At 54.8% G+C, this 14,198-nt stretch carries 9 protein-coding genes and 3 pseudogenes; 6 read left to right on the top strand and 6 right to left on the bottom strand.

Features of this window, described 5'->3' with window-relative positions; translation table 11 throughout:
- Nucleotides 1–32: 32 nt before the first annotated feature.
- A pseudogene (locus NL510_RS14630) lies at nt 33–395 on the top strand (CHC2 zinc finger domain-containing protein); the annotation flags it as partial.
- Between the two features lie 337 nt (nt 396–732).
- Nucleotides 733–1,243: pseudogene (locus NL510_RS14625) on the top strand (phage integrase N-terminal SAM-like domain-containing protein); the annotation flags it as partial.
- Here the strand turns inward: NL510_RS14625 and NL510_RS14620 are convergent.
- Nucleotides 1,242–1,343, bottom strand: a pseudogene (locus NL510_RS14620) (SymE family type I addiction module toxin); the annotation flags it as partial. The pseudogenes NL510_RS14625 and NL510_RS14620 overlap by 2 nt on opposite strands.
- Here NL510_RS14620 and NL510_RS14615 point away from each other — a divergent pair.
- Nucleotides 1,310–1,612 (top strand): RHS repeat domain-containing protein, encoded by a 303-nt coding sequence (locus tag NL510_RS14615; RefSeq protein ID WP_366518882.1) that lies wholly within the window; start codon nt 1,310–1,312, stop codon nt 1,610–1,612. The pseudogene NL510_RS14620 and the gene NL510_RS14615 overlap by 34 nt on opposite strands.
- Before the next feature lie 127 nt (nt 1,613–1,739).
- Here the strand turns inward: NL510_RS14615 and NL510_RS14610 are convergent, their stop codons facing one another.
- Both NL510_RS14610 and shiA read right to left on the bottom strand, forming a co-directional pair.
- Nucleotides 1,740–3,194 carry an AMP nucleosidase gene (locus tag NL510_RS14610; RefSeq protein ID WP_253377857.1) on the bottom strand — a complete coding sequence of 485 codons (1,455 nt, stop codon included), beginning with the start codon at nt 3,192–3,194 and terminating at the stop codon, nt 1,740–1,742.
- 76 nt (nt 3,195–3,270) lie between these two features.
- Nucleotides 3,271–4,584, bottom strand: a complete 1,314-nt coding sequence (shiA, locus tag NL510_RS14605; protein WP_253377855.1) for a shikimate transporter — start codon at nt 4,582–4,584, stop codon at nt 3,271–3,273.
- 257 nt (nt 4,585–4,841) lie between these two features.
- On the opposite strand from shiA, the gene pagP reads away from it, so the two are divergent.
- Nucleotides 4,842–5,435 carry a lipid IV(A) palmitoyltransferase PagP gene (gene pagP, locus NL510_RS14600; protein WP_253377854.1) on the top strand — a complete coding sequence of 198 codons (594 nt, stop codon included), beginning with the start codon at nt 4,842–4,844 and terminating at the stop codon, nt 5,433–5,435.
- Here the strand turns inward: pagP and NL510_RS14595 are convergent.
- The 3 genes from NL510_RS14595 to NL510_RS14585 are packed head-to-tail and all read right to left on the bottom strand — an operon-like array spanning nt 5,432 to nt 10,541.
- The gene (locus NL510_RS14595) at nt 5,432–6,397 is read right to left on the bottom strand and encodes an acyltransferase (RefSeq protein WP_253377850.1); all 966 of its coding nucleotides are present in this window, start codon (nt 6,395–6,397) and stop codon (nt 5,432–5,434) included. The genes pagP and NL510_RS14595 overlap by 4 nt on opposite strands.
- The gene (locus tag NL510_RS14590; RefSeq protein ID WP_253377849.1) at nt 6,394–9,456 is read right to left on the bottom strand and encodes an efflux RND transporter permease subunit; all 3,063 of its coding nucleotides are present in this window, start codon (nt 9,454–9,456) and stop codon (nt 6,394–6,396) included. The genes NL510_RS14595 and NL510_RS14590 overlap by 4 nt, the downstream gene beginning before the upstream one ends.
- Nucleotides 9,456–10,541 (bottom strand): efflux RND transporter periplasmic adaptor subunit, encoded by a 1,086-nt coding sequence (locus tag NL510_RS14585; RefSeq protein WP_253377847.1) that lies wholly within the window; start codon nt 10,539–10,541, stop codon nt 9,456–9,458. Before NL510_RS14585 ends, NL510_RS14590 begins: the two co-directional genes overlap by 1 nt.
- A gap of 474 nt (nt 10,542–11,015) precedes the next feature.
- Here NL510_RS14585 and NL510_RS14580 point away from each other — a divergent pair, with 474 nt between their 5' ends.
- Both NL510_RS14580 and NL510_RS14575 read left to right on the top strand, forming a co-directional pair.
- Complete coding sequence (locus tag NL510_RS14580) at nt 11,016–11,447, top strand: universal stress protein (protein WP_253377846.1); 432 nt, start codon at nt 11,016–11,018, stop codon at nt 11,445–11,447.
- Between the two features lie 47 nt (nt 11,448–11,494).
- The gene (locus tag NL510_RS14575) at nt 11,495–14,188 is read left to right on the top strand and encodes a cation-transporting P-type ATPase (RefSeq protein WP_253377845.1); all 2,694 of its coding nucleotides are present in this window, start codon (nt 11,495–11,497) and stop codon (nt 14,186–14,188) included.
- The last annotated feature ends 10 nt before the right edge of the window (nt 14,189–14,198 follow it).

Below are 14,198 nucleotides of genomic sequence, written 5' to 3'. Positions count from 1 at the left end.
AATGTCCATTGAAAAGGTTTTAGAGGTAGCAAATGGCCCGCATCCCGGAAGCAGAGTTACAGCACCTGAAAGCCGCCGTTCCGTTAGTTGCCGTGGTGCGCTCGCAGGGGCGGCAGATGGTTAAAAAGGGTAAGGACTCCACCGTGCTCTGCCCGTTCCACGACGAGAAAACCCCCTCAATGGTCATCTCGCCATCGAAGAACCTGTATCACTGCTTCGGCTGCAACGCGGGCGGTTCGGTGCTGGACTGGGTGATGCACACCGAGAAACTCAGCCTGCGCAAGGCGGTGGAGCGGCTGCGCGGTGAGCCGGGCGACAACTCCGCCGTTGCGCAGCTGGTTACGAAGGATGAGCCGGAGGTGTTCGCCGAAGACGAGGCGGGCCGCCAGTTACTACCTTGTGCATGGCGGCAGCCGGGGCCACCTGTTGCAGTACGAGCTGCTGTGGGACGGCAGCGGCGACGGTTCGCACCTGTGCGGGCTGATCGAACCGGGTGAAAAGCCTGCGTATGACCCGCGCAAGTTGGATAGGCAGAATAGCAAGTTGCCCTTAAGTTGCCCCTGAGTTGGGGCTAAGTTGGGGGGAGTAAAAATCACTCGTAAGCCGCATCATTACTGAGCTGAATGCCCTGCACGTTGGGGCAGCATGAAAATCACTGTTCCACTGCTTTACTCTTCCTTCGCCGTACTGTACTGCCATTTCAATCTCTCATCCCAATCAGGACAATCCATCATGACTAAACCCATACCGCCGTATCCGGAAGCCCTTTATCTTAACCGCCAGAACGAACAGACGACGCAACGCCGACAGGTGATCGCATGGCTTGCCCACCTTGAAGCACAGGGCTACAGCGCCCGCAGTATCGAAGGCTACCGGGAGCGGACGCTGCCGTTTGTGACGTGGTGCGAGGAACGCGGGCTGATGTACGCGCCGCAGGTGAGTCTTGAGGCGCTGGAAAATTACCAGCGACACCTGCGCGGTTGCCGCAAGGCGGACGGCCACCTGCTGGCGCTGAACAGGCAACTGAACCGCCTCAGTGCCATCAGAAACCTGTTCCGCTGGCTGCTGAAGCGCCACATCATCCTGTACAACCCGGCGGATGGAACTGGCGAACCTGTGGCTTAGTGACGTGGACTTCACGCGTGACGTGGTGAACGTGCGGCAGGGCAAGGGGAACAAGGATCGGGTGGTGCCGGTGGGCCACAGGGCGCTGGTCTGGCTTGGGCGGTATCTGCGGGATGTTACGCTCCTCCGGTCTCAAATCCCGCCTCTTCGAGCCAGTTGCCCTTGAAGTGCAGGCTGGGGCTACGTGTATATCCGGTGGGGACTTTGGTTTTACGGTTGGTGCGGGAATTTTAAGACGGCGCAGGGAAACGAAGAAGTGACCTGGGGCGGCAGTGACCGGGTTCTCAGTCGTACGACGTTCATCTATGACACGCTGTGCCGCCTGGTGGAAGCGAAAAATGACGATGCCACCGTCACGTATGAATATGATGACGCCAGCCGGGTCACCGTCGAAACCATTAACGGCAGGCGAGCAGAGTACTGCATCAAGGAATTTTGGGGCTTCGTTCTGCGCCAGCAAATGCAGCCCGCTGACTGTCATGGTTAAGCGAAGCGGGAGTATTTACAAAGCAAAACTGTAGTGAGAGCCGTCCGGTTTTCATCCGCCAGAGCGGCGCAAGGGTAAAGGCATGGCGCATTGCGTCCGGCAACGCGCCATGCTTATTGTCGTTTATTTAGCGAAATGGCGGCTCGTTAAAGGTACGCAGCTTGCGCGAATGCAGCTTGTCACCCTCCGCACGCAGTAAATCGATAGCGCGAATACCGATCTGCAAATGCTCGGAAATGGCCCCTTCGTAGAAGCGATTGGCCTGGCCCGGAAGCTTGATTTCACCGTGTAACGGTTTATCCGACACGCACAGCAGGGTGCCGTAAGGGACGCGGAAACGGTAACCCTGGGCGGCGATGGTGGCGCTTTCCATATCGATTGCGACCGCACGGCTGAGGTTGAAGCGCAGCGCCGAAGCAGAATAGCGCAGTTCCCAGTTACGGTCGTCGGTGGTCACCACCGTGCCGGTCCGCAGGCGCTGCTTAACCTCTTCACCCGGCATGCCGCTTACCTGCTTAGTCGCGTCGTACAGCGCGCGCTGTACTTCGGCGATGCTGGGGATCGGGATATCGGGCGGCAGGACCGCGTCCAGCACGTGATCATCGCGCAGGTAGGCATGGGCCAGCACATAGTCCCCAATCAGCTGGCTTTCACGCAGGCCGCCGCAGTGGCCGATCATCAGCCAGACGTCAGGGCGCAGAACCGCCAGATGGTCACAAATGGTTTTCGCGTTAGACGGGCCAACGCCGATATTGATAAGCGTAATTCCCTGGCCGTCGGCGGTGATCAGGTGCCAGGCGGGCATCTGGTGTTTTTTCCACGCAAGGTCGGAAATGGCCTGTTCCGGCGCGTCGGTTTCAGCGGTGATCCAGATCCCCCCCGCGCAGGAAAGAGCAATGTACGGGCTGTCCGGGTCGAGGATTTGGCTGCAGCCCCAGCGGACAAATTCGTCCACATAGCGGGTATAGTTGGTAAACAGCACAAACGGCTGGAAATGCTCGACTGGCGTCCCGGTATAGTGCCGCAGGCGCGCCAGCGAGAAATCTACCCGGCGGGCATCAAAGTGGGACAGGGGGGAAAATTCGCCTGGATGATAAATTCCGTCCGCCGTCTCATCGCCAATCTGCGAAAGTTCGGTGGTCGGGAAGTGGCGCGTCAGCCCAGCGCTCATGGAGCGGTCGAGCGTTAATGCCGAACCGTCGATCACATACGGATAGGGGATTTCATGCCGGGACGGTTCAACCGTAATGTGAGCGCCGTAGTCCTGATAGAGCAGCGTGAGTTGTTCCTCAAGATAAGGGCGGAACAGCGCAGGTCGGGTGATGGTGGTGCTGTAGCAGCCTGAATGGGTAAACCGCGCGTAGGCGCGGGTTTTTGGTGTATTACTGACGCTACCATCCCATGTGACCGAAAGTGAAGGATAAACAAAAAGGCCGCTGAACCGGGCCTTTTCATCGGGAAGTGTTCCTGTATCGATGTACTCACTGATGGCACTGCGCAGCGCGGTGACAGATTGTTCGTACAGTGTGTCGAGTTTTTCCAGTGCCTGAGCCGGGGTCAGGCTGGAGCCCTTATTATTCATGTCTGTCTCCTTGTTCCACAGGTGTGCTGCTATACCCGATAGTATGTCACACGCCTGTGAAACAAAAGTAAGGAGATCAGCTGTGGTGAGTCTCTTTCATCAACAGGGCCGTCGCTGCCGACAGCAAACAGCCAGCAAGGAGATAAATTGCCACGCTGTGCCAGTTGCCGCCGGAAAAGGTGACCAGCGCGGCGGCAATAAACGGCGTAAACCCGCCGCCGACCACGCTTGCCACCTGGTACCCGACGCCCGCACCGCTGTAGCGATAGCTGGCGCCGAACAGCTCGGTAAACATTGGCTGCTGTACGCACACCACCATATCGTGAGCGATATTGGCGAGCATGATGGCAAAGAACACAATCCAGAACAGCGATTGTGCTTCAAGCGCCATAAAGAACGGCCAGGCGCTAAGCGTGCCTGTCAATGCCCCGGTGATGTAAACGCGGCGGCGGCCGAACCTGTCAGCCAGCCAGGCGAAGCAGGGGATAGTCAGGCAGCTTATCCCGCCTACCAGCAGGCCAATATTGAGGAACAGTTCGCGCGGCAAACCCAGGTTCTGCGTCGAATAGTTCAACGCAAATGCAGTGACGATGTACATGGTCAGTAGCTCGCAAAGACGCAGGGCGATGATTTTTAGAAAAGCCCCAGGGTGGCTAATCAGGGCCTCCATCACCGGCAGACGCGATTTAACTCTCGGCTTTTCGCGCTGCAGTTCGAATTCTGCCGACTCTTCCATCCCGTTGCGGATCCACAGTGCCGCAATCACCAGCACGATGCTAAAAATGAACGGAATACGCCAGCCCCAACTGAGGAACTGTTCATCGGTAGTGAGCTGGCTTATTAATGAGACCAGGCCGGTAGAGAGCAACAGACCCACGCCATAGCCCACCTGCACGCCGCTACTGTAGAACGCCTTCTTGTTTTTAGGCGCACTCTCCACGGATAACAGCGCTGCGCCACCCCATTCCCCCCCCACGGCGAAGCCCTGAACGGCGCGTAGCGTCACCAGCAAGACCGGTGCCCACCAGCCAATGGCGGCAAAGGAGGGCAAAATACCAATTAGCGCGGTGGCGATACCCATCATCCACACGGTGAGCATCAGCATGCGCTTGCGCCCGAGACGATCCCCGAAATGGCCGAAGATGACCCCGCCGAGCGGGCGAAACAGGAAGCCGACGCCAAAGGTGGCAAACGCGGCTAGCGTGCCCATCGCCGGGCTGATCTGGGGAAAAAATTCGCGGTTGAACACCAGCGCGGCGGTAATGCCATAGAGCAGAAAATCATACCAGTCGACGACAGCGCCAGCGAAGCTGCCAAGAGCTGCCCGGCGGGCGCGATTGAGCGAAGGTGTCTCCTCGTTGGGACGAGCGGAGATGAGGGTGGAGTCCATAGTTGTCCTGTCTGTACTTATTTTTTAATTATAGGTATAAGAAAAGGTCACTCACATTGTCTCCGTCTTATAAACGGAACGTATGAGACTACCGCGCCATGACGCTCCTGAAAACGATTTTATTGTTTTACCCGGCGCTGAATAAATAAATTTCATCTAAGCCGGGCGCAACTTAGATTCATCTGTTTGCATTCGGTAAGTGCTGAATGGTTTACAGTATTAGAGACCGCTGCGTGATTTAAGCTTAAGGAATAACTATGCAACGCATTTTTCCGGCAATCTGGATTGCCCTGTTTTTATGTGCCTTTTCGCTCCATGCGGAGCCACAGGTGAAGGGTGAGCCTAAGATTTATGGGGAACAACGCATTAATCGCTGGTGGAATGCCGTAACGGATGACATTTCCCTGACATGGGAGCAGCCGCAGCGTTACGATCTCTATCTGCCGTTTCTGAGCTGGCATGCCCGTTTTATGTATGACAAAGAGAAAACGGACAATTACAACGAAACGCCGGGGGGAGGCGGCCTGGGTGTGTCACGCTATAACGAAGAGGGAAACTGGAGCGCGCTGTTCGCCATGATGTTTAAAGATTCACATAATGAATGGCAACCCGCGATGGGCTACGGCTGGGAGAAGGGCTGGTATCTGGATAATGCCAAAGATTTCCGCCTCGGTCTTGGCGCCGCTGCGGGTATCACGGCCCGTGACGATTTCGCCAACTATGTGCCGCTGCCGTTTATCTTCCCGCTGTTCTCTGCCGGATATAAGCGCGTTACCGTCCAGTTCACCTATATTCCAGGAACCTATAACAACGGTAACGTGCTCTTTGCCTGGCTGCGCTTAGGTTTTTAAAGAGTAATAACTTTTTTTGCCACCGCGTTAGACAACACCAGCATGGAGAACAGCACCGAGGTGATAAACGTGAGTACAATCAATGCAAGCTTGATGCTCAGGGATGTCACCGGGATCAGCGCCGTCAGCAGATGAAAAACCGAATAGTGCATAATATACACGCCGGTCATCGTTTTGCTGATGGCGGCAAGAATAGACTCTTTTAGCTCAGCATTGCGGCGAAAGCGCACGCCATTTGCCGCAATCACCAGCGCAATAATCAGGATGTAGATTTGCGATCCAGTAAGAATAAACGCGTTTCTGTCTGCCTTGAACAGGGCAAAAAAGAAGTGACGTTCATAAAACCAGGTGAAGAGATAAATAAACGGGATGGCGACCATTGCCGTCCTGATCACATTTTTTCGGCTGATCCATTGCGCGACGTGCGCATCGCAGAACAGCTGTCCCGTCAGATAAAACAGTAGCCACGTCCACAGGCGATACTCAGGTGAAAGCGAAAGGATATGCGTGCCAGGATAAAGTGCCGACATCAAATCGTACCCGTAGGAAAAGACAAGCAGACCCGCAATCACGCTGCAAAATAGCGTGCGTCGAAGGCTTAGCCATTCCACCACCGGATGGAAGGTATAAATCACGATAAAGGCGAAGACGAACCACGGCTGAATAAGATAGCCGCGCTGGTACGGTTCCCACAGATAATAGATGGTTATCCAGAACAGAAAAACGATGACCAGCCTTTTAATTTTACCCAACTGCCAGCGAGAACCGTGTCGGGACTGCCCGTCAAGATAGCCCGCCACCACAAAAAACAGCGGCGTGGCGATGGTCGAAATAAACGTTAAAAATCCCAGGATCCAGTGATAATCATAATCATAGCGATCCCAGGTATTGTAGACAGTAAAAAACGTGACCGCCGTCATACAGCCCAGCGTCTTAATAATATTTAACCCTGTCGCATTCATTGTTGTTCTGCTTTGTCCTTACGATGGAAGCACGCATAAATCACGGGAAGTACCAGTAGCGTGAGGATTGTAGCAAACCCAAGTCCAAACATAATCACAACAGCCATACTCTGGAAGAAAACGTCCAGCAACAGAGGGGCCAGCCCCAGAACGGTAGTGAAGGCGGTAAGCAGAATAGGGCGCAGACGTGAGGTGGCGGCGTAAATTATCGCCTCATGCTGGCTCTTGTGCACTTTTTGTTGCTCTATCTCTTCCACCAGCACAATGCCGTTGCGGATTAACATGCCGCTCAGGCTCAGCAGGCCTATCAGCGCCATAAAGCCGAACGGGATCCCGGTGATTAAAAATCCAGGGGTAACGCCAATCAGCGCCAGCGGCACGGTCAGCCAGATGGCGACGGCATTTTTCACCGAGCTGAACATCAGGACGGTTATGACAAACATCACCAGATAACCTATCGGCAGCGTGCTGAATACCCCTTGCTGTGCTTCGCTGGAGCTTTCTGCATCGCCACCCCATTCAATGCTGTAACCATGGGGCAGGGTAAGGGCATCAATTTGCGGCTTCACGCGGGCGAGAATATCCCCGGAGGTTTGCTGGGTAAGCGGATCGGGATCGGTCTGTACGGTCAGCACGCGGGAACGATCGCGGCGCAGGATAAGCGGGTCTTCCCACTCCAGGGTGAAGTTGCTCACCACGTTGCTGAGCGGTATATACTGCTGTCTGGTTTGGCTCCAGACCAGCACATTGTTCAGATGATTGGCATCCAGACGCTCGCTTTCCGGCGGGCGCACCACCACGGGCAACAGGTCGCTTCCTTCTCTGTACAAGCCTGCACGGCTGCCGGAGAAATTCATCTCCAGCGCGTTGTCGACATCCTGTTTATCGACGCCGAGTTCACGCCCGAGTGCGGTGACATATTGTGGTCTTATCACCTTGCTGCGATTTTGCCAGTCGTTTCTGACGCGCCCCGTCGCCGGGTCGCGGCTCAGGATACCGTCAACCTGGCTTGCGATCAGCCGCAGTCTGTCAGGCTCTGGCCCTTTAATGCGCACCTCAATGGCGCTGTCGCCGGAGGGACCAAACATCACGCGTTTGGTGCTGGCGTTGACCTGCAGATAGTTTCGCGCAATGTACTCATCAACATGGCGCGTCAGGGCCGGGATATTGCGCTGGTCGTCCATGCGTACCATTATTTGCGCATAGTTGCTGTACTGGCGCTGACCGCTGTAGGTCAAAATAAAGCGCATACTGCCCTGGCCGATAGTAGAAACGGTGGTTTCCACGCCCGGCTGGCCATTTAGACTTTTTTCGATATCGCGGGTCATTTTCTCGGTCCAGTTAATATCGGTGCCGTAGGGTAACCAGAGATCGACAAAGAATATCGGCGTATTGGATGACGGGAAGAAGTTCTGCCGCACGGAACCAAATCCCCAGATGGATGCGGCCAGCAAGGCGGCCATGACAACCAGCGTCGGGGTTTTACGTCGCAATAGCCTGTTGAGCAGGCCCTGGTAGAGCCGATAAATGCGTTTATCGTAAGGATCCGTGTCGTCGGTTTTCTCAGGCGCATTGTCATTTTTAAACAGCCACCACTTAATCAGCACCGGCGTGATGGTGAGCGCCGAAAACCAACTGAGCATCAGCGAAATCAGCAGCACCTGGAACAGGGATTTGCAGTATTCGCCCGTGGAGTCCTGGGACAGCCCAATTGGCGCAAATGCAAGAATTGCAATCACCGTTGCGCCCAGCAGGGGCAGCGCCGAACGGCGGATGATGTAATTGACGGCGGTTAATAGCGGCGACCCTTGCTGTCTGGCAATCAGTACTCCTTCGACGATCACGATGGCGTTATCCACCAGCATGCTAAGGGCGATAATCAACGCCCCCAGCGAGATGCGCTGCAGCTCAATGCCCCACAGGTACATGATAAGCAGCGTGCCCAGCACGTTAAGCGCCAGCGAGAAAGCAATGATAATTCCGCTGCGCACGCCCATAAAGATCAGCAGTACGCCAATCACAATCGCCAGCGCCATCAAGAAGTTAATAATGAAACCATTAACCGAGTGGCCCACTTCCGCGGCCTGATCGTAAAACAGGTCGATGTTGATACCCGCCGGTTTCTCAGCCGACATCTGCTGGAGTTTTGCCTCCAGCGCATGCCCAACATCAATAACGTTTACGCCGGGAATAAAAGAGACGCCCATGGTCACGGCCTGCCTGCCGTTGGCATGGTAAATACTGGCCGGGGAGTCATCCAGTCCGCGTGAAAGCGTTGCGATATCCCGCAAACGCGTGGCCGCACCGGTGCCGGAAGGGGTGATAATCAGGTCCGCCAGTTCATCGATGTTCTCAAATTCACCGGTCGGATGCAGGCGGATAGACTCGGTACCTGAAGCGATCTCTCCGGCGCTGGAGACCACGTTTAACCGGCTCAGCAGAGCAGAAAGTTGGTTTAAGGTTATGCCGCGTGCGGCCATTTTGCTCAGCGAAATATCGATGTTAACCTGCTGGGGAATTGCGCCACCAATGGCAACCTTACCCACGCCGGGCACCAGGACCAGCTCCCGGCGCAACTGCTCGGCGTAACGGACCAGCTCCGGGTTACTGAATTCGTTCCCAGAAATCGCAAAGAAAAAGCCAAACACATCGCCAAAATCGTCATTGACGAACGGGGTAACAACCCCCGGGGGAAACTGACGCGCGGCATCGCCCACGCGGCGGCGCAGTTCATCCCAAATTTGCGGCAGTGCGTTCGAGTGATAGCGTGACGCGATGTTAACGGTGATTTGCGACAGGCCGTTAGAGGAAATTGAGCTAACGTTATCGAGATAAGGCAATTGTTGAAGGGCATTCTCCAGCGGCAACGTTACCTCTTCTTCGACCTGCTGAGCCGACGCGCCGGGATAATGGGTAATGACCACGGCCGTTTTGATGGTAAAAGCAGGATCTTCCAGCCTGCCGATATTCAATAGCGCAAAAATGCCCCCGAGACCCAGCAGGAGAATGGTCAGCCAGACGCGCACCGGGTTATTGATAAACTGACGAGAGATATCCATTACAGTCCCCGTTCACGCGTCCAGATGCGAACCGGCTGGTTGGCATGTAACTCGCCAACGCCTGCCGCTACCACGCGTTCACCGGCGCTCAACCCCTGGGTAATTACCACGCCCTCGGTGCTCACTTGTCCCACGCTGACCTTGCGGTCTTCAAGATGCAGCGAATCGCCGGTGCCGGTTACCACCCAGACGTGAGGCTCATTGCGCGGGCTGTTATCGGGATTAAACACCGCCTCGACGGGGACCACCAGCGTCTGGCTGCTGCTGCCCGCCGGGAGATTGGTTAAATTGATGGTGACGGAACCGCTCACGCCGCCCACCGCGGGAAAGTCATCCGGCCGCGGCATGGTTAAAATTACCTGCCAGGTTAGGGTGTTGCTGTCGCTGCTGCCGGAGTGTTCTTTGTAGACGGCGGTAAATTCCCGATCCGGTAAGGCGTTAATTCTTACCACAGGACGATACTGCGTGTTGCGGATATCAAAGGTTTTGAACAGATTTTCAGGGATACTGAACACCACGTCCAGCAGGTCCGTTCGGGTTAAGGTCGCGATGGGTTGACCCGCGGAAACCACCTGGTGGTTGCGCACATGCACGCTGGCCGCCGTGCCGCTGAACGGGGCGACGAGCGTCATCTGGTTTAACTCTTCCCGGGCTATCTGCAGTGCCGCATTGGCTGAATCACGCGTTGCGCGTTGAACATCCATTTCGGCTTTGGAAATGGCCTGGCGTCCTGCCAGGGTCTGAAAGCGATCGAATTGTCGTTGTGCCAGGGTGGCTGCCGTCTGCCTGTCATTAACACGCTGCTGTGCTTCACGCGAGTTAAGTCTGGCGAGCTGTTGCCCTTGCTTTATCGTCGCGCCCTGGCGAATGTCAAGCGCCTCAATCTGGCCTGCGCGTTTGAAAGAGAGGTCTGTCGCATCGCCGGATTCTATACGCGCGGGAAACACGCGCTGCTGTGCACTACCCGGAGCAACCACTTTCACTACTTTCACCATGCGCGCAAGCGGAGCGGCCTGCTCCTGTTTCGGATCGCATGCGGTGAGCGTCAGGATAACGACAGGCAAAAGAGAGATGTAACGATTCACGGTATTCCCCTGACGACAAGCGGTTTTAATTATTCCATTACAAAGATTGGGGCGATAATTTACGCCAGAGCAGAGACAACCATATAGGTAAAGAGACCGATACCCGTGCTGGCGATGATGGCTAATGCTATATACAAACCAAGACGAAGCAAGCTTAAACCGTACATTCATTCCTCCATGAGTCGTAAGCGATGCATGACTATGATCATAGCCTGAGAAAAAACAAATGTTAATTACAATTATCAGTAGGGCGCCGTCTGGCGCAAGATCTGCGCAAAACAGGGCGCGTTCTTAAGAAATAACCTCATGATAATTCATTAAATTTACAAAGGAGGACTGATTATGATATTCATGTGCTACGTTTAATATCATTCATCACTTTTTCCCGTAACTGGCGTTAAGCGCAATCCCCTGCTTTAAATGCGTGTTTTTGGTTCATTCACTATTGTATTGGTTATAAAAAGGATGCTCGGTATGTACAAAAATATTCTGGTTCCCGTAGACGTATACGAGACAAGTCTGGCTGATAAAGCGCTGCAACATGCTCAATTTCTGGCGCAAAGCGCATCGGGTGAGATCCATCTGCTGCACGTTATGCCAAAATTTTCAGCCGAGCTGACGCGTGGCTTTATTGCGGATGCGCGAAAGATGGATGAATTTATGATGAACAACGCCAGGGAAAAAATGAACGCGCTGGTTAAAAAGCTTAATCTTCCGCAGGAGCACATCCATTTCCATATTCGCAGTGGCAATATCCGGGATGAAGTGATCAAAATGGCTGATGAGCTGGCGGTCGGAGCGATTATTGTCGGTTCCCGTAACCCCAATATCCAGACCCATTTATTAGGTTCCGAGGCGGCGAGCATTGTTCGTTATGCTCATGTTCCTGTTTTCGTTATTCGATAATGGCTTGTAAACAAGGTGATTTCTGAAAAGAACCTGAGGAAGAACCAATGAAAACAGAAAAACCCGACCGTCCGTATTATCAACAAACCGTTGATGAAACGCTGGCAAATATTCACTCCACGGTGGACGGACTCAGCAGCGCCGAGGCGACAGCCAGACTCGAGCAATATGGCGAAAATGCATTACCCCAAAAGCCAGGCAAGCCCGCCTGGCTGCGCTTTTTGGCCCATTTTAACGATGTGCTGATCTATGTTCTGTTGGTCGCCGCGCTGCTCAAGCTGATCATGGGCCACTGGGTTGATATGTTCGTGATCCTTGGGGTCGCGGTGATAAACGCCCTGATTGGTCATGTGCAGGAGAGCAATGCAGAAAAGTCGCTGCAAAGCATTCGCAATATGCTCTCCAGCGAGGCGGTGGTCATCAGACAGGGCAACCACATCACGGTTCCCACCACGGCGCTGGTGCCTGGGGATATCGTCGTGATCCGTGCCGGGGATCGTATCCCCGCCGATCTGCGCGTGATTGAAGCGCACAACCTTCGCGTGGAAGAGGCTATTCTCACCGGGGAATCGACCGTTGTTGAGAAAAACACCGAGGCGTTGACCGGAGAATTACCCTTAGGCGATCGTTATAACTTGCTCTACTCAGGAACGACGGTGAGCTCCGGCGGTGGGAAAGGGCTGGTGGTGGCAACCGGTGGCGAGACAGAGCTTGGACACATCAATCAGATGATGTCGGACATCGAGAAACACCGTACGCCGCTGATGGTACAAATGGATAAGCTCGGCAAGGCTATTTTTATCACCATCCTGGTGATGATGGTGGCGCTGTTTGTCTTCAGCCTGGTGTTCCGCGATATGCCGGTTTCAGAGCTGGTGCTGTCGCTTATCAGCCTGGCGGTAGCGGCGGTGCCTGAAGGGTTGCCGGCCATTATCTCTATTATTCTGTCGCTTGGCGTGCAGGCAATGGCGCGCCGCAAGGCGATTATCCGTAAGCTGCCAACCGTTGAAACGCTGGGTGCGATGACGGTTATCTGCTCGGATAAAACCGGCACCCTGACGATGAATGAGATGACGGTCAAAGCGGTGATTACCGCCGACACCACCTACCGCGTGGAAGGGGACAGCTACGAGCCGGTGGGCACGATTCATCCTGTTGACGACCCGACGCCCGTCAGCGTTACCCCCGGTTCATTGCTTGAGCGCTACTTGCGAACGATTGACCTTTGTAATGACAGTCAGTTGATGAAGGATGAGCAGGGGCTGTGGAAAATTACCGGAGGGCCGACCGAAGGGGCACTGAAGGTGCTGGCGGCGAAAGTTCCGCTTCCTGCGCTGGATATCGAAATGCGCAGCAAGATCCCTTTCGATTCTCAGTATAAATACATGTCGACCCTGTATCGTATTGATGATGAAGAGGTGATTTTAATTACCGGCGCGCCGGACGTCCTGTTCCGCCTCTGCGAGTTCCAGCAGAGCAATGATGGGCTGCAGCCGTTCGACCAACCCTACTGGGAAGGGAAGATTGAAGAGTACGCCCGCGAGGGTCTGCGCATGGTGGCTGCGGCATGGAAACCTGCGGCCAGTGGCCAACGCGAGCTGGATCACCCGGACTTACAGGATGGCGTGATACTGCTTGGGATTGCCGGCATGATGGATCCGCCGCGTCCGGAAGCGATTACCGCGATTGCCGACTGTCTGCAGGCCGGTATTCGCGTGAAGATGATAACTGGGGACCACCCGCAAACGGCGATGAGCATTGGGCAGATGCTGGGAATTGGCAATGCCGCAAGCGCTATTACCGGGCGCGAACTGGAGGCGATGGACGACCATCAACTGAGCGAAGCGGCGCAAAAATACGATATCTTTGCGCGAACCAGTCCGGAAGATAAATTCCGTCTGGTGCAAGCCCTGCAAAGCAAGCAGGAGGTGGTCGGAATGACCGGCGATGGCGTGAACGATGCCCCGGCGCTTAAGCGTGCGGACGTCGGGATTGCGATGGGGATCAAAGGGACCGAAGTTACCAAAGAAGCTGCCGATATGGTGTTAACGGATGACAACTTTGCCACTATTGCCAGCGCGGTTCATGAGGGACGTCGGGTCTACGACAACCTGAAAAAAACCATTCTGTTTATTATCCCCAGTAACATTGCTCAGGCTTTGTTGATCATCATTGCGCTGTTAGCGGGCAACCTGATCCCGTTAACGCCGGTATTGATCCTGTGGATGAACATGGCGACATCGGCAACGCTCTCCTTCGGCCTGGCGTTTGAAGCGGGTGAGAAGAACATCATGAACCGGCCTCCGCGTAAGTCGAACCTGCATGTGATGGACGGTTTCGCCATCTGGCGCGTGGCGTTTGTCGGCCTGATGATTGCCATCAGCGCCTTCGTTCTTGAGGCCTGGATGCAACCGCGCGGTCACTCTCCGGAGTTTATCCGTACCGTGCTGCTGCAAATGCTGGTCACCGCCCAGTGGTTCTACATGCTGAACTGCCGCGTGACGGATGGCTTCTCCCTGAGCAAAGGGTTGCTGGCTAATAAGGGGATCTGGATTGTGAGCGGCGTGCTGCTGGTGCTGCAATTGCTCATTATCTATGCGCCGTTTATGCAGATGCTGTTTGGTACCGAAGCGCTGCCGTTCCGCTACTGGGTTATCACGTTCCTGATCGGTTTTGTGATGTTCCTGATTGTGGAAGTGGAAAAACCGCTGACCCGCAAATGGCGAAAAACTGCTGTGTGAATGCATTAAC

Origin of the sequence: unidentified bacterial endosymbiont (assembly GCF_918797525.1) — a bacterium.
Taxonomy (GTDB): Bacteria; Pseudomonadota; Gammaproteobacteria; order Enterobacterales; family Enterobacteriaceae; genus Enterobacter.
The sequence above is the reverse complement of the archived record's forward strand: the minus strand, read 5'-3'. Positions and strand labels throughout refer to the sequence as shown.